Genomic DNA, 25770 nt, shown 5'->3' on the forward strand with positions numbered 1-25770 from the left:
GGTATTCGCAGGCTGCAGTACCAGGTTTCAGAAATAGCTTCAGTAAAAAAATAGTCGCAACCGTTTCATTTCTATTTGTCTGTAATTGATCTTATCGGGGATCGACATGCTACAGAATTACTTCCCCATATTGCTCTTCATCATCGTCGGTACGTTGATCGGTGGAGGGTTGATGGCCATGGGTGGGCTTTTTAGTCGTCTGCTTGGAACCTACAAGCCGGACCCCGCAAAACTCTCCCCTTATGAATGTGGTTTCGAAGCGTTTGAAGATGCGCGTATCCAGTTTGACGTGCGCTACTACCTCGTTGCCATCCTGTTCATTCTGTTCGATCTGGAAGTGGCCTTCCTCGTGCCTTGGGCGCTCGTGCTCAAGGAAATCGGCTCTTTCGGTTTCTTTTCCATGTTGATTTTCCTGGCCATCCTCGTTGTCGGTTTCGCCTACGAGTGGATGAAGGGCGCGCTGGAGTGGGAGTAAAGCAATGACTGCAGCTGCATCGCAAAGTCTTGAAAAAGGTTTCGTTACTACATCCGTTGATGCGGTAATGAATTGGGCACGTACCGGCTCGTTGTGGCCGATGACGTTTGGTCTGGCCTGTTGTGCGGTCGAGATGATGCACGCGGGCGCCGCGCGGTATGACCTCGACCGTTTCGGCATCGTGTTCCGCCCGTCGCCACGTCAATCTGACTTGATGATTGTTGCCGGTACGCTGTGCAACAAAATGGCACCGGCCCTGCGCAAGGTGTACGACCAGATGCCGGAGCCACGCTGGGTGCTCTCCATGGGCTCCTGTGCCAACGGTGGTGGCTACTATCACTATTCTTATTCAGTGGTGCGCGGTTGTGACCGTATCGTGCCGGTGGATATCTATGTCCCGGGCTGCCCGCCAACGGCTGAAGCCTTGCTCTATGGTTTGATCCAGATGCAGAACAAGATCAAGCGGACCAACACCATCGCCCGGGCTCGCCAGCTCGAGCAGGCGAACGGGTGAGGTGACTTGTGGCAAAAACCCTGAATCAACTGATTGAAGACATCAAACGCGTACTGGGTGACGACAAAATTGCGTCGCTGACCATGGCGCTGGATGAAGTAACGCTCGAAGTGCCCGCCGCCAAACTGATCGAAGCCGCAACCTTGCTGCGCGATCACGCTGATCTGTGTTTTGAGGCCAATGTCGACCTGTGCGGTGTGGATTACAGCACCTACGGTGATGGCGCCTGGACCGGTCTGCGTTTCGCTTCGGTTTCGCACCTGTTGTCTTATACCCACAACATCCGTCTGCGTTTGCGCGTGTTCTGTCCGGATGATGATTTCCCGGTCATCGCTTCGCTGATCGATATCTGGCCGGGCGTGAACTGGTTTGAGCGCGAGTCGTTCGACCTGTACGGCATTATCTATGAAGGCCACCCGGATCTGCGTCGTATCCTGACCGACTACGGTTTTGTCGGTCACCCGTTCCGTAAAGACTTCCCGTTGTCCGGTTACGTTGAAATGCGTTACGACCCGGAACAATCCCGCGTGATCTATCAGCCGGTCACCATCGAACCGCGCGAAGTCGTACCGCGCATCATTCGCGAGGAGAACTACGGTGGCGTCTGAAATCCGTAATTACACCCTGAACTTTGGCCCGCAACATCCGGCCGCACACGGCGTGCTGCGTCTGGTGCTGGAGCTGGATGGTGAAGTGGTTGAGCGTGCCGACCCGCACATTGGTCTGTTGCACCGCGCTACTGAAAAGCTGGCCGAATCCAAGACGTTTATCCAGTCGCTGCCTTATATGGACCGTCTCGACTATGTGTCGATGATGGCCAATGAGCATGCTTATTGCATGGCGATTGAAAAGTTGATCGGCCTGGAAGTGCCGATCCGCGCGCAATATATTCGCGTGATGTTTGATGAAATCACCCGGATTCTGAATCACTTGATGTGGATCGGCTCGCACGGCCTCGATTGCGGCGCGATGACCATCTTCTTGTACGCCTTCCGCGAACGTGAAGACCTGATGGACTGCTACGAAGCGGTCTCCGGCGCGCGTATGCATGCTGCGTACTATCGTCCAGGTGGTGTGTACCGCGACTTGCCAGACCAGATGCCCAAGTATCAGGCATCCAAGGTGCGCAACGCGGCTGCCATCAAGCGCCTGAACGAAAACCGCGAAGGCTCGCTGCTCGATTTTATTGAAGATTTCACCAATCGTTTCCCGACTTATGTCGACGAATACGAAACCCTGCTGACCGATAACCGCATCTGGAAGCAACGTACCGTGGGTATCGGTGTGTTGACGCCGGAACGCGCGATGGCGCTGGGTCTGACCGGCGCGATGTTGCGCGGTTCGGGCGTGGAGTGGGATCTGCGCAAGAAGCAGCCATACGAGGTCTACGACAAGCTGGACTTTGATATTCCGGTCGGCAAAAACGGTGACTGTTACGACCGTTATCTGGTTCGCGTTGAAGAAATGCGCCAGTCCAACCGCATCATCAAGCAGTGTATCGTCTGGTTGCGTGCCAATCCGGGTCCGGTCATTACCGAGAACTACAAGGTGGCGCCACCTTCACGTGTTGACATGAAGAGCAACATGGAAGAGCTGATCCACCACTTCAAGTTGTTCACTGAAGGCATGCATGTGCCGGCTGGCGAAGCGTATGCCGCTGTTGAACATCCGAAGGGTGAGTTCGGTATTTACATGATTTCCGACGGCGCCAACAAGCCTTACCGCTTGAAGATTCGTCCGCCCGGTTATGTGCATCTGTCTGCGCTCGACGAAATGTCGCGCGGTCACATGCTGTCCGACGTTGTGGCCATTATCGGCACGCAAGATATCGTATTTGGTGAGGTGGATCGCTGATGTTGTCCCCGGAATCCCTCGCGCAGATCGACCGTGAACTGACCAAGTATCCGGCCGACAAAAAGCGTTCGGCGCTCATGTCTGCGCTGCGTATTGCCCAGGTTGAAAAAGGCTGGCTGGCTAACGAAACCATCGAGTTCGTGGCTAACTACCTTGACCTGCCGCCGGTTGCAGCGCTCGAAGTCGCCACGTTCTACAACATGTTCCAGCTAAAGCCCATCGGCAAAAACAAACTGACCGTTTGTACCAATTTGCCCTGTGCCTTGTCTGGCGGTGCCGACGCTGGCAAATACCTGCAGCAAAAGCTGGGTATTAGCTACGGCGAAACCACTGCTGACGGCAAGTTCACGCTGATGGAAGGCGAATGTATGGGCGCCTGTGGTTATGCGCCGGTAATGCTGCTGAACAATCACAGCATGTGCAGCCATATGACGCCTGAAGCAATCGACAAGAAACTGGCGGAGCTCGAATAATGGCTACGTATGTAAATGGCGTCGTTTTCGAGGGCGTGGATTTTTCCAACCCAGATTGCTGGCGTATCGACGAATACATCAAGCGTGGCGGTTATGCTGCGCTGAAGAAAATTGCCGAAGAAAAACTGACGCAAGATTCGATCATTGCTGAAATGAAGACCTCGGCCTTGCGTGGCCGTGGTGGCGCGGGCTTCCCGACAGGCCTGAAATGGTCGTTCATGCCGCGCAGCTTTCCTGGCCAGAAATACCTCGTCTGTAATACCGACGAAGGCGAGCCGGGTACCTTCAAAGATCTGGACATCATCAAGTACAACCCGCACGCGTTGATCGAAGGCATGATCATCGGCGGGTTCACCATGGGTGCCACGGTCGGCTACAACTACATCCACGGCGAAGTGTTCGAAGCCTATCTGCGCTTTGAAGAAGCGCTGGAAGAAGCCCGCAAAGCTGGCTTCCTGGGCGACAACATTCTGGGTGCCGGTTTCAATTTCCAGTTGCACGGCCATCATGGTTATGGCGCGTACATCTGCGGTGAAGAAACTGCATTGCTGGAGTCGCTGGAAGGCAAGAAAGGCCAGCCGCGCTTCAAGCCGCCGTTCCCGGCCAGCTTTGGTCTGTATGGCAAGCCGACCACGATCAACAACACTGAAACCTACGCTTCGGTGCCGTACATCGTGCGCAACGGCGGTCAGAAATTCCTGGAACTGGGCAAGCCGAATAACGGCGGCACCAAGCTGTTCTCAGTTTCCGGCCATGTGAATCGCCCGGGCAACTATGAGGTGCCGCTGGGTATGCCGTTCCCGGAATTGCTGGAGCTGGCTGGCGGCATGCGCAACGGCAAGAAGCTCAAAGCGGTTATTCCTGGTGGTTCGTCCGCGCCGGTATTGCCGGCCGACATCATGATGAATACCACCATGGACTTTGACTCGATCTCCAAAGCGGGTTCGATGCTGGGTTCCGGCGCGGTCATCGTGATGGACGAAGACACCTGCATGGTCAAGGCGCTGGAGCGTCTGTCGTATTTCTATTTTGAAGAGTCTTGCGGTCAATGTACGCCGTGTCGTGAAGGCACTGGCTGGTTGTACCGTGTGATTCACCGCATCGAGCACGGCCAGGGGCGTCCGGAAGATCTGGATCTGCTGTTGTCCGTCGGTGGCAATATCGCGGGCCGCACTATTTGTGCGCTGGGCGATGCTGCCGTGATGCCGGTGCAAGGCATGCTCAAGCACTTCCGTAGCGAATTCGAATATCACATCGAAAACAAACGCTGCCTGGTGCCTGGCTACTAACCGGACGCTTTGAGGTTGACCGGTAGGCGAGCGAGCCAAAGTAGTTCGTTTTCGCCCGAAGCACAGCAACCGGAACGGACATGAAGTCCGTGAGGATTGCGAGCATCGAACTGAAACGAAACACGCAGGCGCAGTCGCCTAATGAAGATTTTTTGAAGAATTAACTGGATCGCTCGATATGCTGGAAGTTGAAATCGACGGTAACAAACTGACAGTCCCCGGTGGCAGCACCGTGATGGATGCAGCCACTTCGATTGGCGTGTTTATCCCTCACTTTTGCTACCACAAAAAACTGTCCATCGCGGCGAACTGCCGGATGTGCCTGGTGCAAGTTGAAAAAGCCCCGAAACCGTTGCCCGCCTGTGCGACGCCGGTTACGGATGGCATGAAGGTCTGGACCCATTCGGACGCCGCCGTGAAGGCCCAGAAGGGCGTCATGGAGTTCCTGCTGATCAACCACCCGCTCGATTGCCCGATTTGTGACCAGGGCGGCGAGTGCCAGTTGCAGGATCTGGCCGTGGGTTATGGTCAATCCGGCTCGCGCTACGAAGAAGAAAAGCGCTCGGTGGTCAACAAGAACCTCGGCCCGCTGATCTCGACTGACATGACGCGTTGCATTCACTGCACCCGTTGTGTGCGCTTTACCGAAGAAGTCGCTGGCTTCCAGGAGCTGGGCATGCCCGGCCGTGGCGAGCACTCGGAAATCATGAGCTTCATCGGCAAAACCGTGAACTCGGAAATCTCCGGCAACGTGATCGATCTGTGCCCGGTAGGCGCGCTGACTTCCAAGCCGTTCCGCTTCTCGGCTCGGACATGGGAATTGTCCCGTCGCAAGTCGGTCAGCCCGCACGATGGTCTGGGTTCCAACCTGATCGTTCAGGTCAAGGATCACCAGGTCAAACGCGTGCTGCCGCTGGAAAACGAAGCCATCAACGAATGCTGGCTATCGGACCGCGACCGTTATTCGTACGAAGCCCTCAATAGTGGTGAGCGTCTGCAAAAGCCGCTGATCAAACAAGGCGGGGCGTGGCAAGAAGTAGACTGGACTGTTGCGCTGGAATACGTGGCGAACGGTCTGAAGTCGGTCATTGAAGAACACGGTGCTGATAACGTGGCTGCGCTGGCTTCGCCAAGCAGCACGCTGGAAGAACTGTTCCTGCTGAAGAAACTGGCTGCTGGTCTGGGTGTGAAGAACACCGCCGCCAACCTGCGTCAGCAAGATGCCTCGTTCGCAACTGCCGGTGTGCAGTGGCTGGGCCAGAGCATTGTTGAACTGGCAGAAAACGACGCCGTACTGGTGATCGGTTCCACGCTGCGTAAAGAGCAGCCGCTGCTGGCCCAACGTCTGCGTCAGTCGGTGAAGAAGGGTCTGAAGCTGGCCGTGGTTAATCCGCACAATGACGACCTGCTGACCACGCTACACGGTTCGCTGGTGACCCGTCCGGATCAACTGGTTGAAGGCGCGCTGGAAGTACTCAAGGCCGTGGCCGAGCAGAAGGGTGCTAGCGTTCCGGCTCATATCGATGTGGCTAGTGTGACTGTTTCCGAACAAGCCCTCGCTATCGCCACCACGCTGGTTGCCAGCGAGAAAGTGGGTGTGCTGCTGGGTAACCTGGCTGTTGAAGGTGCCCGCGCTGCTGAACTGCACGCTGTGGCAACTGCGATCGCCGAAATCAGCGGTGCCAAGCTGGGCGTGCTGACTTCGGGTGCCAATGCGGTTGGTGCGCAACTGATCGGTTTCAACGCAACCGCCGACGCCTTCGCCAAGCCGAAGAAAGCCTACGTGCTGCTGAACGCGGAAGTCGATTTCGATACCGCCAACGCGCCGCAAGCGCTGGCTGCGGTTGAGCAAGCTGAAATGGTTGTCGTGCTGTCGCCGTTCCAGTCCTGCGCTTATGACTATGCCGATGTGATTCTGCCGGTTTCGCCATTTGCTGAAACCTCCGGCACCTTCATCAATCTGGAAAGCCGCCCGCAAAGCTTCAACGGTGTGGTGCGTCCGCTGGGCGAAACCCGCCCGGCCTGGAAGGTGTTCCGCGTGCTGGGCAACCTGCTGGGTCTGGCTGGCTTTGAATTTGCCTCGTCTGAAGAAGTCCGTGACGAAGCATTGGCCAACGGTATCGAAGGCAAACTGAACAATGCGCCTGCTGCTGCGGTGAATGTGAAGTCTGTTGCTGTATCGGGTCTGACTCGTCTGGCTGAAGTGCCGCTGTATCAGATTGACGCGCTGGTGCGTCGTGCGCCAAGCCTGCAAGCCACCGTTGACGCACAGTCCGCTGCGACCTTGCGTGCCAACGCAACAACGCTGGCAACGCTGGGTCTGGTTGCTGGCGATCAGGCGAAAGTAGTGCAGGGCGGTGAGGCAGTTCTCACGGTCGCACAAGATGATGCGTTGCTGGATCAAGTGGTTCGCATCGCTGCCGCACACCCGCTGACCCGTGGTCTTGATGGCGCGGCTGCGCTGCAAGTCGTCAAAGCATAAGGGCGATAACAATAATGGAACTTTTGACACACTTCTTTGCGGGGTTCATTGGCCAGGAGTGGGGCTTTGATGTCGCACTCGTTGTCTGGACTCTGCTCAAGATCGTGCTGATTGCAGTCCCGCTGATTCTGGGCGTGGCCTACATGACTTATGCCGAGCGCAAAGTCATTGGCTACATGCAGATTCGTATCGGCCCGAACCGGGTTGGTCCGCTGGGCTTGCTGCAACCGTTTGCCGACGTGCTCAAGCTGCTGCTGAAAGAAATCATTGCACCTTCTGCATCCAGCAAAGGCTTGTTCTTTGTGGCGCCGGTGCTGGTGCTGATGCCAGCCTTGGCGGCTTGGGCGGTAATCCCGTTCTTCCCGGGTCTGGTGCTGGCTGACGTAAACATCGGTCTGCTGTACGTGATGGCGATTACTTCGCTGGGCGTATACGGCGTGATCATTGCCGGTTGGGCATCGAACTCCAAATATGCGTTCCTGGGTGCCATGCGTGCCGCGGCGCAGATGGTGTCCTACGAACTGGCGATGGGCTTTTCGCTGATCGGCGTGATGATGGTTTCCGGCAGTCTGAACATCAGCGACATCGTGATGCAGCAAGGTCACGGGGTCGCAGGCGGTTCGGTGCTGTCCTGGAACTGGTTGCCATTGCTGCCGCTGTTCGTTGTTTACTTCATCTCGGGCCTGGCTGAAACCAACCGCGCACCGTTTGACGTGACCGAAGGCGAGTCGGAAATCGTGGCCGGTCACATGATCGAATACTCAGGCATGAGCTTCGCGCTGTTCTTCCTGGCTGAATACATGAACATGATTTTGATCTCCGCTTTGGCGTCGGTCATGTTCCTGGGCGGCTGGTTGTCGCCGTTCCCGACCAGTGTGCCTTTCCTTGGCGCGCCAAGCTTCATCTGGTGGTTCCTGAAAGTAGCGTTGATGCTGTTCTTCTTCTTGTGGGCACGGGCGACTTTCCCGCGTTACCGCTATGACCAACTGATGCGTTTGGGCTGGAAAGTGTTTATTCCGGTAACTCTGGTTTGGATCGTGGTGGTTGGCGCGTGGATGCAAACGCCACTGTCGCTCTGGAAGTAAGGCGAGGATACAGACATGGATAGAATTTCCAATTTTTTCAAGACCTTCCTGCTCGTAGAGCTGGTCAAGGGTCTGATGCTCACCGGGCGTTACTTCTTCCAGCGCAAGATCACTGTGCAGTTTCCGGAAGAAAAAACCCCGTACAGTCCGCGTTTTCGCGGTTTGCATGCCCAGCGTCGCTATGCCAATGGCGAAGAGCGCTGCATTGCCTGCAAATTGTGTGAAGCCGTTTGCCCGGCGATGGCAATTACGATCGAGTCAGACAAGCGTGATGACGGCACTCGCCGTACCACCCGTTATGACATCGATTTGACCAAGTGCATTTTCTGCGGTTTCTGTGAAGAAGCCTGTCCGGTCGACGCCATCGTGGAAACCCACATTCTGGAATACCACGGTGAAAAGCGTGGCGACCTGTACTACACCAAGCCGATGTTGCTGGCGGTGGGCGACAAGTACGAAGCCGAAATTGCGGCCAACAAAGCCGCTGACGCCAAGTACCGCTAAGCGAATCGAGACAAGGGATAGACGAACGCCATGACATCTGTCGTTATTTTCTACATCTTCGCCGCTGTATTGTTGCTGGCTAGCCTGGCAACCATCACCGCGAAGAATCCGGTACACGCTGCGTTGTACCTCATGCTCTCGTTCTTTACCGGCGCCGTGTTGTGGATGCTGATGAAGGCCGAATTCCTGGCTGTTTCACTGGTGCTGGTGTACGTCGGCGCGGTGATGGTGCTGTTCCTCTTCGTGGTGATGATGCTCGACGTCAACTTCGAAGAGCTGCGTAAAGGCTTCTGGAAGCACGTGCCGCTGGCGGTGGTGGTTGCCGTCATCATGGTTGCGGAAATGATCATGGTGCTCAAGAACGACAGCGCCCAGATCGCCATTGCACATATGCCGGAACCGGCTGCGGGTTATAACAACGCTCGCGTACTGGGTAACCTGATTTACACCCAGTATTTCCTGCCGTTCCAGTTGGCTGCTGCCTTGCTGCTGGTGGGCATGATCGCTGCCATTGCGCTGACCCTGCGTAAACGCAAGAACACCAAATACATCAACCCGGCCAGCCAGATTGCCGTCAAGCGTGATGACCGCCTGCGTATCGTCAAGATGAACGTAGAAGCGCGTCCTACCGCTGGCGATGCCCCGGCTGCTGACGACCAACAACCGAAAGCCTAACGGAGCCCATAGTGCTGACACTCACTCATTACCTGGTGCTCTCGGCGATCTTGTTCTCGATCTCCGTGTTCGGTATTTTCATGAACCGCAAAAACCTGATCGTGTTGCTGATGGCCATCGAATTGATGTTGCTGGCGGTGAACATGAACTTTGTCGCCTTTTCGCAGTTTCTGGGCGATTCGGCGGGGCAAGTTTTTGTCTTCTTCATCCTGACCGTGGCCGCCGCTGAGTCGGCGATTGGTCTGGCGATTCTGGTCGTGCTATTCCGCAATCTGCGGTCGATCAACGTCGAAGACCTGGGCAGCCTGAAGGGCTAACGAACAAGCAACGTCGGATTTCGGGTAAAAACAATGGATATCAAAACAATCTACCTGCTGATTCCCCTGGCGCCGCTGTTCGGTGCTTTGGTGGCAGGCCTCTTTGGCTGGGCGATCAGCCGCCGCGTCGCGCACTCGGTGACTATCGCCGGTGTGGCCGTGGCATTCGTACTGTCTGCCTGGACGTTGAACAATCTCATCAATGGTGGTGAGACTTACAACGGCACCGTTTACACCTGGATGACCATCAACGGTATCGACTTCAATGTCGGTTTCCTGGTGGACAAGCTGACCGCAATGATGATGTGCGTGGTGACCTTCGTGTCGCTGATGGTGCACATCTACACCATCGGTTACATGGAAGAAGACCCAGGCTACAACCGCTTCTTCAGCTATATCTCGCTGTTTACTTTCTCGATGTTGATTCTGGTGATGAGCAACAACTTCGTGCAGCTGTTCTTCGGCTGGGAAGCAGTGGGTCTGGTGTCGTACTTGCTGATCGGTTTCTGGTTCAAGCGTCCAACAGCTACCTTCGCCAACCTGAAGGCCTTCCTGGTTAACCGGGTAGGGGACTTCGGTTTCTTGTTGGGTATCGGCCTGGTGCTGTTCCACTTCGGTTCGCTGGACTACGCAACCGTGTTTGCCAAGGCGCCAGAACTGCAAAATGCAACCATCACCTTGTTCGCTGGCCATCCGTGGTCGCTGCTGAGCGTGACTTGTATCTTGCTGTTCATCGGTGCGATGGGCAAATCGGCGCAGTTCCCGCTGCACGTGTGGCTGCCCGATTCGATGGAAGGCCCGACCCCGATCTCCGCACTGATCCACGCGGCAACGATGGTGACTGCTGGTATCTTCATGGTGACGCGTATGTCGCCAATCTTTGAACTGTCAGATACCGCGCTGAACTTCGTGCTGGTGATCGGTTCGATTACCGCGCTGTTCATGGGTTTCCTCGGCATTATCCAGAACGACATCAAGCGCGTGGTGGCGTACTCCACGCTGTCGCAGCTGGGTTACATGACCGTAGCGCTGGGTGTATCGGCTTACTCCGTGGCCGTGTTCCACCTGATGACCCACGCGTTCTTCAAGGCCTTGCTATTCCTTGGTGCCGGTTCGGTGATCATGGGCATGCATCACGATCAGGACATCCGCAACATGGGTGGTCTGCGTAAATACATGCCGATTACCTGGATTACCTCGCTGGTGGGTTCACTGGCGCTGATCGGTACCCCGTTCTTCGCGGGTTTCTACTCCAAAGATTCGATCATTGACGCGGTGGCTGCTTCGCACCTGCCAGGTGCCGGCTTTGCCCAGTTCGCGGTTATTGCCAGTGTGTTCGTAACGGCGCTGTACTCGTTCCGCATGTACTTCCTGGTATTCCACGGTAAAGAACGGTGGATGCAAAAGTCGCATGGTCACGATCATGATCATCATGATGACCACGGCGAAGAGCATCACGGTCTGGGCCCGAATGACAAACCGCATGAGTCGCCTTGGGTTGTGACGTTGCCGCTGATCTTGCTGGCGATTCCGTCGGTGATCATCGGTGCCATCGCTATCCAGCCGATGTTGTTCGGTGACTTCTTCAAGGGTGTGATCTTTGTGAACAGCGAAGCTCACCCTGCGATGGAAGAACTGAGCCACGAGTTCCATGGCTGGTTCGATATGGCGCTTCATTCGGTTGCAACCTTGCCGCTGTGGCTGGCGATTGCCGGTGTCGTGGTTGCCTGGTTCTTCTACACCCAGCGTCCGGACATTCCGGCGGCGATCAAGGCCAAAACCGGCCCGATCAACACGCTGCTGGAAAACAAGTACTACATGGATTTCCTGTATATCAACATCTTTGCTGCTGCCGGTCGCGCCATTGGTACCGTGCTGTGGAAGGTGGGTGATGCGCTGCTGATTGATGGTCTGGTAGTGAATGGTGCAGCCAAGGTCGTGCAGATGTTTGCCTTCCTGACCCGTCGTTTGCAAACGGGCTACATCTATCACTATGCATTTGCCATGATTCTGGGCGCGCTGGTGTTGATGACCTTGTGGCTGGGCGGTCTGGCGTTCGCGCACTGATTCCAGGTTGGTTTACGAGTAGTTCAGAGTAATTAAAACAAGCAGGTAGACTATGACGGGTAATCTTCTGAGCCTCACGATCTGGCTGCCGATCGCGGCAGGCCTGGTGGTGCTGGCAACCGGGGGCGATGACAAAGCGCCGTTGGCGCGCTGGCTGGCACTGATCGGCGCACTGCTGGGCTTTCTGGTATCGCTGCCGCTTTACACCGGCTTTGACACGCTGAATGGCGGCATGCAATTCACTGAGTTCACACCGTGGATTGCAACGTTCAATATCAACTACGCGCTGGGTGTGGATGGCCTGTCGGTGTGGTTTGTGATCTTGAACTCCTTCACCACGTTGATGGTGGTGCTGGCGGGCTGGCAAGTGATCGAAAAGCGGGTTGCGCAGTACATGGCCGCATTCCTGATCATGTCGGGTTTGATCAACGGCGCCTTTGCCGCACAAGACGCGATTCTGTTCTACGTGTTCTTTGAAGCCATGCTGATCCCGATGTACCTGATCATTGGTATCTGGGGTGGTCCGCGCCGTGTGTATGCGTCGATCAAGTTCTTCCTGTACACCTTGCTGGGTTCGTTGCTGACCCTGGTTGCTTTCATCTATCTGTACGGTCAGGCCAACGGCTCGTTCGCGATTGCCGACTTCGCCCGCCTGCCGCTGACGATGACTGCGCAAGGTCTGCTGCTGATTGCCTTCTTCTTTGCCTTTGCGGTGAAGGTGCCGATGTGGCCTGTCCACACCTGGTTGCCGGATGCCCACGTTGAAGCACCAACCGGTGGTTCGATGGTACTGGCGGCAATTACACTGAAGCTGGGTGCTTACGGTTTCCTGCGATTCGCGCTGCCGATCGTGCCGGATGCTTGCCGTGAATATGCCTGGGTGTTCATTCTGTTCTCGCTGATCGCCGTGGTTTACATCGGTATGGTCGCGCTGGTGCAGACTGACATGAAAAAGCTGGTGGCTTATTCATCGATCTCGCACATGGGCTTTGTGACACTGGGCTTCTTCATGTTTGCCGGTGGCACGCAGATGAACCAGTTCGCAGTGGAAGGCGCCATCGTGCAGATGATCTCGCACGGCTTTGTTTCTGCCGCGATGTTCTTCTGTATCGGTGTGATGTACGACCGCGTGCACAGCCGCAAGATCGCTGATTACGGCGGCGTCGCGAACAAGATGCCAATCTTTGCCAGCTTCATGATGCTGTTTGCCATGGCTAACTCCGGTTTGCCAGCCACATCTGGTTTCGTGGGTGAGTTCTTCGTGGTGCTGGGCGCGATCCAGGTCAATTTCTGGTACGCCTTCTTTGCAGCCACCACGCTGGTCTTCGGTGCGGCTTACACACTGTGGATGTACAAGCGAGTCATTTTTGGTGACGTGGCCAATCATCACGTTGCTGAACTGAAAGACGTCAACAAGCGCGAGTTCCTGGTGTTGGCCGTGCTGGCTGTTACCGTACTTGGCATGGGTCTGTATCCGAAGATGTTTACCGACCTGATGCACGTTTCCGTTAACGATCTGATCTGGCATGTGTCGCAGTCCAAGCTGCCCCAGCCTCAATTGCCCCAATAACCGGCTGATTGACCGAAATGATGAATTTAAAAGGGTTTAGAGCATGACCTGGACCAGTCTTAACGCATGGGCTGCTGCACCGGAGATTTTTCTCCTGATCGCGGTGTCGGCCATTTTGCTGATCGATCTTTTCTTGTCTGACGCCAAGCGTCACGTAACGTATCTGCTGACTCTGATCGCACTGGCTGTAACAGCCTGTCTGCTGGTCAATGGCATGACCCATCCTTCGCAGATCGCCTTTAACGGCATGTTTGTGGCCGATCCGCTGGCCGGGGTTGCCAAAGTGGCGATGATCCTGGGCGTGGCACTCGTGCTGATCTATGGTCGCTCGTACGCCGAAGCACGCGGTATCTACAAGGGCGAACTGTTCTCGCTGACCTTGTTTGCGCTGCTGGGCATGATGGTGATGACCTCGTCGCTCAACTTCGTCACGCTGTACGTGGGTCTGGAGTTGCTGTCGCTGTCGCTGTACGCACTGGTTGGTCTGCGCCGTGAGTCCGTGCAAGCCACCGAAGCCGCCATGAAGTACTTCGTGCTGGGCGCGCTGGCTTCCGGGATGCTGCTGTATGGTATGTCGATGGTTTACGGTGCAACGCAAAGCCTGGATGTACTGGTTATTGCCCAGCGCATCATGAGTGGCGAAGCCAACCGTCTGCTGACCGTGTTTGGTCTGGTGTTCATCGTGACCGGTATCGGCTTCAAGCTCGGCGCCGTGCCATTCCATATGTGGGTGCCTGACGTTTACGAAGGCTCGCCAACGCTGATCGCCCAACTGATCGGTTCGGCCCCAAAGATTGCTGCATTTGCTTTTGTGATCCGCATTCTGGCGCAAGGTCTGGAAAGCTACGCTCCGGACTGGCGCGGGATGCTGATGATCATGGCGGTGCTGTCACTGGCTTTGGGTAACCTCTCGGCGATTGCACAATCCAATATCAAGCGGATGTTTGCGTATTCCACTATCTCGCACATGGGCTTCCTGCTGCTGGGTATTCTGGTGGGCACGCCGGTGGGTTATGCCGCAGCGTTCTTCTATGCGGTGACCTACATGCTGACCACCGCTGCCGGTTTCGGCGTGGTGATGTTGCTGTCGCGTGAAGGTTTTGAAGCAGACCGTATCGACGACTTCAAGGGTCTGAACCAACGCAGCCCATGGTTTGCCGCCATGATGCTGCTGGTGATGTTCTCGATGGCAGGTATCCCGGTGTTCGTCGGCTTCTTTGCCAAGCTGGCCATTCTGGAAGCCGTCGTCAACATGGGCCTGACCTGGCTGGCCGTTTACGGCGTGCTGATGTCGGTAATTGGTGCCTTCTATTACCTGCGCGTAGTCAAGGTCATGTACTTTGACGATGCCGAAGATCACAGCCCGATCGTGGCCGGTATTGATGCCCGCGTGGTGTTGTCGGTTAACTGTCTGTTGTTGCTGGTGATTGGCCTGATGCCAGATCGTCTCTTGTTCCTTTTGTCTTCTGCCGTAGCGCACTCGCTACTGCAGATGTAAGGCGACAATGCTCGAAATTGCACTGCTTTGCGGATTGGCGGTCCTGGCCGCCAATTTGCCTTTCCTGACCGACCGGGTGGCGTTTGCCATTCCAGGCGACAAGCTGAAGAAGCATTTTGGCTGGCGCTTGCTGGAACTGGTCATTCTGTATTTTCTGGTTGGCGGGATTGCTCGCGTGCTTGAAGCGCGCGTCACCAGCGTGCAACCGCAGCACTGGGAATTCTTCGCTGCGACTGGCGCATTGTTTATCGTAATGGCGTGGCCAGGTTTTGTCTGGCGCTATTTCTGGCGCAAGCCAGGGCTGTAATGGCCAAAACAAAAACCCCCGCTGCTTATGCGGGGTTTTTTGTTTCTGGAACTGACGCCGTTTGTTTGCGGTGGTCTGACTGGTGCGATGCGTGTACGCCGAAGCTTCAAACGGGCAGGGGACAACACCCCCAAAAAGCCGGTACATCAGGAATTTTTCACAAAGGGACTTGCGGTCAGGCGAAGTTGCCGCTAATATCGCTCTCCTTCGACAGGCACGTAGCTCAGCTGGTTAGAGCACCACCTTGACATGGTGGGGGTCGTTGGTTCGAGTCCAATCGTGCCTACCAACGAAATAAACAAAGGAAACAAAGCCATGTTCCGAACTACCACGACTACCGGTAAATAAACGCGGTAGCCGTGCTATGGCTTTGGTTTCATAAAAAGTGCGGCGCTCTGCCCGCACTTTTTTTTTGCCCTTTTCCAGCGTTGCGAAATGCGGCAATCGACAAAACGGTTTTCCGGCTACGCAAATGCACCGGAAGCCAAAAGACAAACGGATTTAAGGCGACAGATCATGATCTCGATTACGCTTCCCGATGGTTCCAAACGTGAATTCGATGCACCAATCAGTGTGGCTGGCGTGGCTGGCAGCATTGGTGCTGGACTGGCCCGCGCTGCGCTGGCTGGCAAGGTTAACGGCCAGCTGGTCGATACCAGCTTTGTGATCGATCGAGATGTAAATCTGGCCATCGTGACGGATCGGGATGCTGATGGTCTGGAAGTAATCCGCCATTCCACCGCTCACTTGCTGGCGTATGCCGTCAAGTCTTTATTCCCGGAAGCGCAAGTTACCATCGGCCCGGTAATTGAAGACGGCTTTTATTACGACTTCAGCTACAAGCGCCCGTTTACGCCTGAAGATCTGGCCGCGATTGAAAAGAAAATGGCTGAACTGGCCAGGCAAGATATCCCGGTTGAGCGCTACGAACTGTCGCGTGATGCGGCTGTTGAATACTTCAAGGGCATTGGCGAAGCCTACAAGGCCGAAATCATCGCTTCGATTCCGGCTGATCAGGCATTGAGTCTGTACCGCGAGGGTGACTTCACCGACTTGTGTCGTGGCCCGCACGTACCATCCACTGGCAAGCTGAAAGTGTTCAAGCTGATGAAGGTCGCTGGCGCCTACTGGCGTGGCGACTCCAAGAACGAAATGCTGACGCGGATTTACGGTACCGCGTGGGCCAAGAAAGAAGACCTGGAAGCCTACCTGCATCGTCTGGAAGAAGCCGAAAAGCGCGATCACCGCAAGATCGGTAAAGCGCTGGACCTGTTCCATATGCAAGAAGAAGCACCTGGCATGGTGTTCTGGCACCCGAAGGGCTGGCAGTTGTGGCAATCGGTGGAGCAATACATGCGCCGCCGCCTGGTCAAAGCTGGCTACCAGGAGGTGCGCACACCGCAGATCATGGATCGCGCGCTGTGGGAGAAATCCGGTCACTGGGAAAACTACCAGGAAAACATGTTCATCACCGAATCGGAAAAGCGTACTTACGCCGTCAAGCCGATGAACTGCCCGGGTCATGTCCAGATTTTCAATAGTGACCTTCGTTCTTACCGCGATCTGCCGCTGCGTCTGGCCGAGTTTGGCGCTTGCCACCGTAACGAGCCTTCGGGCTCGCTGCATGGTTTGATGCGTGTACGCGGCTTTACGCAAGACGATGCGCATATCTTCTGTACCGATGCCCAGTTCATCGAAGAAGCCAAGGTATTCCACGCACTGGCCATGAGCGTGTATGACGACATGGGCTTTGAACAGGTCGACATCAAGTTGGCTCTGCGCCCGGAAAAACGTGCCGGTAGCGATGAAGGCTGGGACAAAGCCGAGCAGGGCATGCGTGAGGCGTTGCAAGCCTGTGGCGTGCAGTGGGAAGAATTGCCGGGCGAAGGCGCGTTCTACGGCCCGAAGATCGAATACCACATCAAGGACGCGATTGGTCGCTCCTGGCAGTGCGGTACGCTGCAGCTGGACTTCGTGTTGCCGGAGCGTCTCGGTCCAGAGTACGTGGCGGAAGACAACACCAAGCAAAAACCGATCATGCTGCACCGTGCCATCGTGGGTTCGATGGAGCGCTTCCTGGGCATCCTGATCGAAAACTTTGCCGGTTCGTTCCCCTTGTGGCTGGCTCCGACTCAGTTGGTGGTGATGAATATCTCCGAACATCAGTCGGAATATGTACAAGAAGTGACCCAAATGCTCACTCAAGCAGGTTTCCGTGTACAGGCGGACTTGAGAAACGAGAAAATAACCTATAAAATTCGAGAACATAGCTTGCAGCGCTTGCCGTACCAACTGATTGTTGGCGATAAGGAAAAAGCTGAAGGCTTGGTGGCCGTGCGTAGTCGAAGTGGTGAAGACCTCGGGCAAATGTCGGTTGCAGCGCTTATTGAGCGTCTCAAGACCGAATTACTGTAAGAGGCTTTTTTACCCAAGACCGTTCGCACGGTTTTGTTTTTGAATGACTTGGAGAATTCAAGATAGCTGCTCAAGATAAGGAGCCGCGGATCAACGGCGAGATTACCGCGCGCGAAGTGCGTTTGCAGGATGCCCAGGGTGAACAACTGGGTGTGATTAGTTTGCAAGAGGCCTTGTCCAAAGCCGAAGAGGCTGAACTGGACTTGGTCGAAATTGCGCCAAATGCGACGCCGCCGGTCTGCCGCATCATGGACTACGGCAAGTACAAGTACGAGAAGTCCAAAAAAGATCACGCGGCCAAGCTCAAGCAGAAGCAGATCCAGGTCAAGGAAGTTAAATTCCGTCCCGGGACTGATGAAAACGACTACCAGGTGAAACTCAAAAACCTGATCCGTTTTCTCACTGAAGGCGATAAGGCCAAGATTACTTTGCGATTCCGTGGGCGTGAAATGGCTCACCAGGAAATCGGTATGGCGCAGTTGAAGCGGGTGGAAGCAGATCTGGTTGATCTGGCAGTAGTTGAGCAATTCCCCCGTCTTGAAGGGCGTCAAATGGTGATGATGTTGGCACCCAAGAAGAAGTAATTCTTCCTGATGGTGGCAAGTTTCTAGCCAGTGTAGTTTTCAAGCGGGGGTGCGGCTGCCCCCGCTAATGTTTCGGGCGACGGGAAACCGGAAGCCGGAACAAGCGGCCGCAATAAAAGCGTGGTGGCGGGCTTAAAGTTCTTCGCAAGAAGGCGCCTGTTGCCGAATCTAAACATACTTGGAGAGCATACAAATGCCCAAGATGAAAACCAAGAGTGGCGCTGCGAAGCGCCTTAAAGTACTCGGCGGTGGTGGTGTAAAGCGCAGCAAAGCGTTCAAGCGCCACATCCTGACCAAGAAAACCACCAAAAACAAGCGTCAATTGCGCGGTACCTGCATGGTCGATTCGACCAACATGGGTAGTGTGCGTGCGATGTTGCCCTACGCGTAACTAAAGGAGATTAAATATGCCTCGCGTTAAACGTGGTGTAACAGCCCGCGCTCGTCACAAGAAAATCCTGAATCTGGCGAAGGGCTATCGCGGCCGTCGCAAGAACGTATACCGCGTTGCCAAGCAAGCGGTAATGAAGGCTGGCCAATACGCCTACCGTGACCGCCGTCAAAAGAAACGTCAGTTCCGTCAGCTGTGGATTGCGCGTATCAACGCTGCATCCCGCGAACTGGGTCTGGCGTACAGCAAGTTCATGAACGGTCTGAAGAAGGCCGGGATCGAGGTAGACCGCAAGGTTCTGGCCGATATGGCAATTTTCGACAAGCCGGCATTTGCCCAGTTTGTTGAGAAAGCCAAGGCTAGCCTCGTTGCTTGATGAATGAAGGTGCTGCCGCTTAGGTGGCGGCGCCTCATTTGCAATTGGCAAGATCAGGGAGGCTTCCCGGCCTCCCTTTTTTATTGGTTTGCGGTCTTCAGTGTTTTGCTGAAGATGCGTTTGCTTCAATTCCAGGCAGGAGCGCGCGTAAAGCGCGACATTCGATATGGACGTACAAGCCCTTCTTGCGCAAGGCCTCGCCGAACTGAATGCGACCAGTGAAGCGCCCGCACTGGAAAATGTAAAAGCCAAATACGTCGGCAAAGAAGGCGCGATCACCGCGCTGCTCAAGCAGCTCGCCACTTTGCCGCCAGAAGAAAAGAAAACCTTTGGCGCGACCGTCAATCAAGCCCGTCAGGCTTTTGAGGCCACGCTGAATGCCCGCCGCGATGCACTGGCTCAGGAAAAACTGGCTCGCCAGCTCGCCGCAGAAGCGCTCGATATCACTTTGCCCGGTCGTTCCCACGGCTTGGGTGGTCTGCATCCGGTAACGCTGGTGCAACATCGTATTGAAGCGCTGTTTGCTTCGCTCGGTTTCACTGTGGCCGATGGTCCGGAAATCGAGAACGATTTCCACAATTTTGAAGCACTGAACATCCCCAAAGACCACCCGGCTCGCGCCATGCAGGACACCTTCTATGTGGAAGGTTCGACCGCTGCCGAGCCGCTGGTACTGCGCACGCATACCTCGCCGATCCAGGTGCGGTACATGCTCGACAACAAGCCGCCAATCAAGATCGTGGCACCTGGCCGCGTGTATCGCGTGGATTCGGATGCCACTCACTCGCCGATGTTCCATCAAATGGAAGGTCTGTGGGTGGAAGAGGGCGTCTCGTTTGCCGACCTCAAAGCCGTGATTACTGACTGGCTGCGTAATTTCTTCGAGCGCGACGATCTGCAAGTGCGCTTCCGTCCGTCTTTCTTCCCGTTTACCGAACCGTCGGCCGAAGTCGATGTGCTGGGTGAGCGTGGTTGGCTGGAGATCGGCGGTTGCGGCATGGTGCATCCGAACGTGTTGCGCAACGTGGGCATTGATCCGGAAATCTACACCGGCTTTGCCTTCGGTTTCGGGCTCGATCGTTTCGCCATGCTGTATTACGGCGTGAACGATCTGCGGCTCTTCTTCGAGAACGATCTCGCATTCCTGCAGCAATTCAAATAAGCCAGGGCGAATACCATGAAATTCTCTGAACAGTGGTTGCGTAGCTGGGCCAATCCCCAGCTCGAATCTGAAGCGCTGGCTCATCTGTTGACGATGGCCGGGCTGGAAGTAGAAGAAGCCGATCCGGCCGCGCCAGCATTTACCGACGTGATCGTGGCCGAAGTGCTGACCGTTACCCGCCATGAAAACGCTGATCGCTTGAACGTTTGCACGGTCAATGTCGGTGAAGCCGAGCCGATCCAGATCGTCTGCGGTGCGCCGAACGTAGCGCCAGGCATTCGCGTGCCCTGCGCGCGCGTCGGCGCCGTGCTGCCGGGCGACTTCAAGATCAAGCAAGCCAAAGTGCGCGGTGTTGAATCCAACGGCATGCTGTGTTCGGCCAAAGAACTGGGTGTGAGCGAAGAGTCTTCCGGTCTGCTGGTATTGCCAGCCGATGCCCCGGTGGGCGTGGCGCTGCGCGAATATCTGAATCTGGACGACACGCTGCTGACGCTCAAGCTCACGCCCAACCGTGCAGATTGCCTGTCGATCCGCGGCATCGCGCGTGAAGTGGCCGCGTTGACTGGCGTGGCGCAAACCCCGGTGGAAATCACTCCGGTCGCACCTGCAATTGACGACGCCATCAGCATCAAGCTGGAAGCTGGCAGCGCCTGCCCGCGTTACGCCGGGCGTATCGTCCGCAATATTAATCGCCAGGCTGCAACACCGGACTGGATGAAACAACGCCTCGAACGCTCCGGCATTCGCAGCATCTCGGCAGTGGTAGATATTACCAACTACGTGATGCTCGAACTGGGTCAGCCGATGCACGCCTTCGACGCCAACAAGCTGCAAGGCGGCATCCTCGTGCGCTTTGCCCGCGAGGGCGAGAAGCTCACTTTGCTCAATGGCAAAGAGCTGGACCTCGCGACCGACATGCTGGTGATCACCGATGGCACACGCCCGGTTGCTCTGGCTGGCATCATGGGCGGCGCTAATTCTGAAATTGACGACGCATCCACAGACATTTTCCTCGAGTCCGCGTTCTTTGCCCCGGCAGATATCGCCGGCAAAGCACGTCGACTGGGTTTCTCTTCGGACGCGAGCCATCGCTTTGAGCGCGGTGTGGACTTCGGCAACGTGCGCCCGGCGCTGGAACGCGCTACCCAGTTGCTGGTTGATGTGTGTGGCGGCCAGGTCGGTCCCATCGTTGAACAAGTTGCCGAATTGCCCGCCCGCAAGCAGGTGGCCCTGCGCGTCTCGCGGGTTGCCAAGGTCTTGGGTTTGACGCTGCCAGGTGACGAAGTATTGTCCCTGCTGCGCCGTCTGGGTCTGTCAGCCGAACTGGCTGGCGACGTCATCACGGTCACTCCGCCGAGTTTTCGCTTCGATCTGGAAATTGAAGAAGATCTGATCGAAGAAGTCGCGCGTGTTTACGGCTATGACAACATCCCGACCCGGCCAGCAGCCAGCCGGATTGCCATGTTGCCGCAACCAGGTAACGCCCGAGACAAATTCTCGCTCAAACGCATTCTGGTGGCTGCCGGCTACCAGGAAAGCATCAACTACTCGTTTGTTGAGGAGAAGTGGGAGCGTGAACTGGCCGGCAACACTGCGCCGGTCAAGCTGATCAACCCGATCGCCAGCCAGATGAGCGTAATGCGTTCATCTTTGTTGGGCGGTTTGGTCAATGCGCTTCAGTACAATCTCAACCGCAAAGCCGAGCGCGTACGCTTGTTTGAAGTTGGCCGGGTGTTCCACGGCGTAACCGCGCAAGTCCAACCGGAAAAAATCGGTGGGCTGGCGTGGGGCACGCGTGATCCGGAACAATGGGCTGCTGCTAAAGCGACTGTTGATTTCTTTGATATCAAAGCAGATGTAGAAGCACTGATCGCCCCGCGTGTGGCAGAATTCCGCCGCGCCAGTCATCCGGCTTTACACCCAGGTCGTTCTGCTGAAATCGTGCTGGATGGCATTGTGGTGGGTTGGCTGGGAGAATTACACCCGCAATGGACTCAAGCTTACGAACTGGGCCAGTCGCCAGTCGTGTTCGAACTGGATGCCGCCGCCCTGTTGTCGGTAAACCCGGTGCGCGCCAAAGCCGTTAGCCGCGTGCAAGCTGTGCGGCGTGATCTGGCTCTGGTGGTAGATGAGTCGCAGTCGCTGGCCGCATTGCAATCGGCTTTTGCCGCTGCAAAACAGCCACTGGTAACCGCTATCGAATTGTTCGATATCTACCGTGGAAAAGGCGTGCCAGAAGGGAAAAAGAGCCTTGCATTCAAAGTGTTAATGCAAGATACTCTCAAAACCCTGACCGACGAGGAAGTAGACGCAACCGTTACCGCACTGATCGCGGCAGCGCAAGCGTGTGGTGCGACATTGAGAGCGTAAGCCTTATATTTTTTTTTGATTTGCACGCCCTGTGCCGAGTCACATGAGTATTGAGATAACAACAATGACGCTTACCAAAGCAGACCTCGCCGATTTGCTGTTTGATAAGGTTGGCCTGAACAAACGCGAAGCCAAAGATATGGTTGAGGCGTTTTTTGAAGAAATCCGTGCCTCGCTGGAAGAAGGCGACACCGTAAAACTGTCTGGTTTTGGCAACTTTCAGTTGCGCGACAAACCACAGCGCCCGGGCCGCAACCCCAAGACTGGCGAAGAGATCCCGATCTCTGCCCGCCGTGTTGTCACCTTCCATGCCAGCCAGAAACTGAAGGGGCTAGTTGAACTGCACTATGCAAAGCAGCAGCAACGTCATTCCAACCAGTGATCTGCCTTCCATCCCCGCAAAACGCTACTTCACCATTGGTGAAGTGAGCGATTTGTGTGGAGTGAAGCCTCATGTCTTGCGTTACTGGGAACAAGAGTTCACGCAACTCAAACCCGTAAAACGCCGAGGCAACCGCCGCTACTACCAGCATCACGAAGTGTTGCTGGTGCGGCGTATCCGCTCATTGTTATACGAGCAAGGCTTCACCATCAGCGGTGCCCGCAACCAACTCGCCCACGCTGGCGAAGAGGCTGCCAACCCGGCTGCAATTTCCATCAAGGAAGAGTTACAAGCCTTGCTGGAGTGGCTCAATGAGCCACTTGCCACCCCCTGAACGCCTGGCGGTAAAGTCTGTGCAAAAGGGGTAGGCAAAGCCCAAGAGCGCAGCTATAATCGCTCCTCCTCGGAATGTAGCGCAGCCTGGTAGCGCACTTGCATGGGGTGCAAGGGGTCGCGAGTTCGAATCCCGCCATTCCGACCAATAAAATCAACAAGATAGGCCCGATCCAATGTGATCGGGCCTTTTTGTTTTTGTGCTAGGGGTAAACACAGGGGTAAACAAAATCTTGCGATGCCAGCTTTGTTTCACAAAAGTGGTGTTTGCATGGACCCCAGCGTGGGTACCTGATGCTTGGATGGCAATGCGTCATGCTTGATGATTTGGTGTGGGCTCAGATTTGAGGCGGGTGGAAACGGTTGGAATGATCGGCCTCGTGGGACCTTGAGGGAATCACCTTGCCTCGCACGCACGTATTCCCTGCAGCCCTATGTCCATGGCGGTTTCCGCGAAAACCTGAAGTGTGGAAACGACTGTTATCCGTGCGTACCTCACTGCGTACCTTGACTTTGCGTACCAAGACTTCGCAACAATGACCGCCTGTTCGGCCTCTCCTTGTACCCCCATGTCCGATATTTCCAGTAGGTGGGTGCATGAGTGCGTGAGTGTCGTTGCAAACGCTTGGCTTTATCGTTAATTAATCCGGACTACTTTTACTGGGGAAAGCCAGCTGCGGCGACCCATTGCGCCGTTTTATGTGCATCGAAACCCTTGGTGATAAGTGAGGTTTTATGAGGTCGTTTCCGCGCTAACCGCGACACTAACCACCGCAATGCCAACCATCCCAACAGCAGTGATTTCCCTGTTAACCAGAGTGTTAACCGCAGGATTGGTAACTAGCGCTGCTGGCCGGTACTGGTTGCCAACTATTCAGCCAACTCCAAGTTCGGGGTACTATTGTGGTACCACTTGCGGTCAATCAGCAGTGAGCATCCTGAAGTGAAATGAGCGGGCGATTGCAAAGCGAAGGCTCGACAAATAAGGTATCCGCTACGACAGCGGTGTTCTGGGCGGAAAAGCAGGCGCGATCATTGGCGCAATTGCATTTCCAATTGTCATCGGATTGTTGAAATAGCTCCCCCAAAGGGGGCTTCCTCCCGGCGGCTGGGCACTTGAGCCAGCAGCCGATTGACTGTGTGCATGAAAGGCGAGCCAGATGAGCCGTATTGAGCAACATATTGTCGCTGCTTGGGCGAACAGACTGACTGACGCTGCCGTCAACTCCACAATTTCAGAACTTAAGGCTAGTAGTGCAGAACTTTCCGGCGACTCAGGTCTCGCGAATGTCTGGGAGGAGTTTTGCGCTCAAGTGCAGGGAGAGGAATCAGCAGATTGGTCTAGTTACGAAGATGTCGTCGAAGAGCTGTTATCCGGTTTTGTGGAGGGTTTGGATCGCGATGCGCAGTTGGCCCTATGGACGGCCACTGAACCCGGTTGGGCCTACCTCTATGATCATCACGCGGATCAAGATGGCGCTATGGGAGTGCCACTGAACACCGGTGACATAGTGAGCAAGCTGGAGGAGGAGGTATGGTCAGCGGCTGCGGATTACGAAAGCCCGAGTCTTTATCGTTATCGCTGGGGTGAAGATGACCCCGAGTACGACGACGATGAAGAGAGCGATGACGAAGACGACATGGGGCCGGACGAGGGGAACGATAGCGAGTCCGAAGCGCCTGTCTCGTCAGGTGCCGACAACAAAAACGGGAACGCATCGCAAACGCACAAGGCGACATCTTCGCCGCTGGGGCGCATGCTGCTGGCGCAGGTGATGGCGAAAGCGGCACAGCGCGAGAACGATCAGCACCTGATGGACATGGCACAGCAACTGGCCAAAACGGCGCAATCGGGGAAGCAAGCACTGGCAATGGATCTGACACTAGCCAGCGAGCCAACAACTAACCAGGGTGTGCGCAATTCGGAAAAGGTCTGGTTTCCCAAGACGAAAGACTTGACCGAATCGGAACGGTCGGCACTGATGGTCAAAACGGCACAGCCGGTATGGTCGGCGGGAGAGCTGATTCCACTACTGGAGGACAAGCTAGCTGCACTCATCCAGGTAACTCCCAATGTGGCAAGCCTGCTGGAAATGTCGGTGGAACACCTGCCGGAACTGGTACTAATCAAACAGCAGGTGAACAGAGAACACTGGGCAAGCGCCCTGGCGAGAAGCGACTCGATGCAAATCCTGATGAACAAGATCGACTGGGCACAGGAAGCGAAGCCGGCACCGGCAAGGATGCCCACACCGGAACCGATCAGCCTGCATGAGCTGCTGGAACAGCTCGGCTAACCCAGTGCGCGGAGGGTCGCGCTGATGCGCTTTCCCAGCTTCAGGTAGAGATGGACGGCTCGCAGCCGGTCTTCGTACGAATACATGAACTACCCCTTCAGGTAGTCCAGGTTTTTGTCCGCACCCCCTGCTGCTCAATATTCAACGCTCGCCGACACGCCTTCGCGACGAACTTGCCCGCACGACCATGGAGCGCGACATCTTAAAAACGGCGCTCGCCATCTTCTCGCAACCCACGAAGTGAAGTTCCGCGCCATTGAGGCGCTGGCTGAACGTTACCCTGTCGCCATGATGTGTCAGCTGTTCCGGGTCTCCCGCAGTGGCTATTACGCATGGCTGGGGCGTACACC

General features: G+C 55.7%; 24 protein-coding genes, 2 tRNA genes and 1 pseudogene. All 27 read left to right on the forward strand.

Annotated features, from left to right (window positions below):
• Window positions 1-106: 106 nt before the first annotated feature.
• Entirely contained in the window at window positions 107-475 is a 369-nt protein-coding gene (gene ndhC, locus P4L78_RS11500) for an NADH-quinone oxidoreductase subunit A (RefSeq protein ID WP_283150248.1), read from the forward strand.
• A gap of 4 nt (window positions 476-479) precedes the next feature.
• On the forward strand, window positions 480-989 hold the full coding sequence (locus tag P4L78_RS11505) for an NADH-quinone oxidoreductase subunit B family protein (protein WP_283150247.1): 510 nt from the start codon (window positions 480-482) through the stop codon (window positions 987-989).
• Window positions 990-997: 8 nt separating this feature from the next.
• Window positions 998-1597 carry an NADH-quinone oxidoreductase subunit C gene (locus P4L78_RS11510; protein WP_405051544.1) on the forward strand — a complete coding sequence of 200 codons (600 nt, stop codon included), beginning with the start codon at window positions 998-1000 and terminating at the stop codon, window positions 1595-1597.
• Window positions 1587-2843: an NADH-quinone oxidoreductase subunit D gene (locus P4L78_RS11515; RefSeq protein ID WP_309328213.1), complete on the forward strand. Its 1257-nt coding sequence runs from the start codon at window positions 1587-1589 to the stop codon at window positions 2841-2843. Before P4L78_RS11510 ends, P4L78_RS11515 begins: the two co-directional genes overlap by 11 nt.
• Complete coding sequence (nuoE, locus tag P4L78_RS11520; RefSeq protein ID WP_309328215.1) at window positions 2843-3316, forward strand: NADH-quinone oxidoreductase subunit NuoE; 474 nt, start codon at window positions 2843-2845, stop codon at window positions 3314-3316. The genes P4L78_RS11515 and nuoE overlap by 1 nt, the downstream gene beginning before the upstream one ends.
• Window positions 3316-4605, forward strand: coding sequence for an NADH-quinone oxidoreductase subunit NuoF (nuoF, locus tag P4L78_RS11525; protein WP_309328216.1), 1290 nt, complete (start codon window positions 3316-3318; stop codon window positions 4603-4605). Before nuoE ends, nuoF begins: the two co-directional genes overlap by 1 nt.
• A gap of 178 nt (window positions 4606-4783) precedes the next feature.
• Window positions 4784-7087 (forward strand): NADH-quinone oxidoreductase subunit NuoG, encoded by a 2304-nt coding sequence (gene nuoG / locus P4L78_RS11530; RefSeq protein WP_309328217.1) that lies wholly within the window; start codon window positions 4784-4786, stop codon window positions 7085-7087.
• A gap of 14 nt (window positions 7088-7101) precedes the next feature.
• Complete coding sequence (nuoH, locus tag P4L78_RS11535) at window positions 7102-8172, forward strand: NADH-quinone oxidoreductase subunit NuoH (protein WP_283150242.1); 1071 nt, start codon at window positions 7102-7104, stop codon at window positions 8170-8172.
• A gap of 15 nt (window positions 8173-8187) precedes the next feature.
• Complete coding sequence (nuoI, locus tag P4L78_RS11540; protein WP_309328218.1) at window positions 8188-8676, forward strand: NADH-quinone oxidoreductase subunit NuoI; 489 nt, start codon at window positions 8188-8190, stop codon at window positions 8674-8676.
• A 30-nt stretch (window positions 8677-8706) separates the two neighbouring features.
• Entirely contained in the window at window positions 8707-9351 is a 645-nt protein-coding gene (locus P4L78_RS11545; RefSeq protein ID WP_283150241.1) for an NADH-quinone oxidoreductase subunit J, read from the forward strand.
• Window positions 9352-9362: 11 nt separating this feature from the next.
• Window positions 9363-9668: an NADH-quinone oxidoreductase subunit NuoK gene (nuoK, locus tag P4L78_RS11550; RefSeq protein ID WP_283150240.1), complete on the forward strand. Its 306-nt coding sequence runs from the start codon at window positions 9363-9365 to the stop codon at window positions 9666-9668.
• A 33-nt stretch (window positions 9669-9701) separates the two neighbouring features.
• Window positions 9702-11735, forward strand: a complete 2034-nt coding sequence (gene nuoL, locus P4L78_RS11555) for an NADH-quinone oxidoreductase subunit L (protein WP_309328219.1) — start codon at window positions 9702-9704, stop codon at window positions 11733-11735.
• Between the two features lie 52 nt (window positions 11736-11787).
• Window positions 11788-13305: an NADH-quinone oxidoreductase subunit M gene (locus P4L78_RS11560; RefSeq protein WP_283150238.1), complete on the forward strand. Its 1518-nt coding sequence runs from the start codon at window positions 11788-11790 to the stop codon at window positions 13303-13305.
• Window positions 13306-13348: 43 nt separating this feature from the next.
• A complete protein-coding gene (nuoN, locus tag P4L78_RS11565; RefSeq protein ID WP_283150237.1) occupies window positions 13349-14803 on the forward strand; it encodes an NADH-quinone oxidoreductase subunit NuoN in 1455 nt (484 codons plus the stop codon).
• Window positions 14804-14810: 7 nt separating this feature from the next.
• Window positions 14811-15110: a DUF2818 family protein gene (locus tag P4L78_RS11570; protein WP_309328220.1), complete on the forward strand. Its 300-nt coding sequence runs from the start codon at window positions 14811-14813 to the stop codon at window positions 15108-15110.
• Between the two features lie 212 nt (window positions 15111-15322).
• Window positions 15323-15399: transfer RNA gene (locus P4L78_RS11575), tRNA-Val, on the forward strand.
• Between the two features lie 227 nt (window positions 15400-15626).
• Complete coding sequence (gene thrS, locus P4L78_RS11580; RefSeq protein WP_309328221.1) at window positions 15627-17525, forward strand: threonine--tRNA ligase; 1899 nt, start codon at window positions 15627-15629, stop codon at window positions 17523-17525.
• Window positions 17526-17587: 62 nt separating this feature from the next.
• On the forward strand, window positions 17588-18109 hold the full coding sequence (infC, locus tag P4L78_RS11585; protein ID WP_283151397.1) for a translation initiation factor IF-3: 522 nt from the start codon (window positions 17588-17590) through the stop codon (window positions 18107-18109).
• 193 nt (window positions 18110-18302) lie between these two features.
• Entirely contained in the window at window positions 18303-18500 is a 198-nt protein-coding gene (gene rpmI / locus P4L78_RS11590) for a 50S ribosomal protein L35 (protein WP_283150234.1), read from the forward strand.
• Window positions 18501-18516: 16 nt separating this feature from the next.
• Complete coding sequence (rplT, locus tag P4L78_RS11595) at window positions 18517-18876, forward strand: 50S ribosomal protein L20 (protein ID WP_283150233.1); 360 nt, start codon at window positions 18517-18519, stop codon at window positions 18874-18876.
• A 166-nt stretch (window positions 18877-19042) separates the two neighbouring features.
• Window positions 19043-20038: a phenylalanine--tRNA ligase subunit alpha gene (gene pheS, locus P4L78_RS11600; RefSeq protein ID WP_283150232.1), complete on the forward strand. Its 996-nt coding sequence runs from the start codon at window positions 19043-19045 to the stop codon at window positions 20036-20038.
• A gap of 15 nt (window positions 20039-20053) precedes the next feature.
• Complete coding sequence (pheT, locus tag P4L78_RS11605; protein WP_309328222.1) at window positions 20054-22408, forward strand: phenylalanine--tRNA ligase subunit beta; 2355 nt, start codon at window positions 20054-20056, stop codon at window positions 22406-22408.
• Window positions 22409-22472: 64 nt separating this feature from the next.
• A complete protein-coding gene (locus tag P4L78_RS11610) occupies window positions 22473-22790 on the forward strand; it encodes an integration host factor subunit alpha (protein WP_283150230.1) in 318 nt (105 codons plus the stop codon).
• A complete protein-coding gene (locus P4L78_RS11615) occupies window positions 22756-23124 on the forward strand; it encodes a MerR family transcriptional regulator (protein WP_309328223.1) in 369 nt (122 codons plus the stop codon). The genes P4L78_RS11610 and P4L78_RS11615 overlap by 35 nt, the downstream gene beginning before the upstream one ends.
• A 70-nt stretch (window positions 23125-23194) precedes the next feature.
• Window positions 23195-23271 (forward strand) — tRNA-Pro (locus tag P4L78_RS11620).
• A 1012-nt stretch (window positions 23272-24283) separates the two neighbouring features.
• Window positions 24284-25420, forward strand: coding sequence for a hypothetical protein (locus P4L78_RS11625; RefSeq protein ID WP_309328224.1), 1137 nt, complete (start codon window positions 24284-24286; stop codon window positions 25418-25420).
• Between the two features lie 114 nt (window positions 25421-25534).
• Window positions 25535-25770, forward strand: a pseudogene (locus P4L78_RS11630) (hypothetical protein); the annotation flags it as partial.

Origin of the sequence: Silvimonas sp. (genome assembly GCF_031291215.1) — a bacterium.
GTDB classification, from domain to species: Bacteria; Pseudomonadota; Gammaproteobacteria; order Burkholderiales; family Chitinibacteraceae; genus Silvimonas; species Silvimonas soli.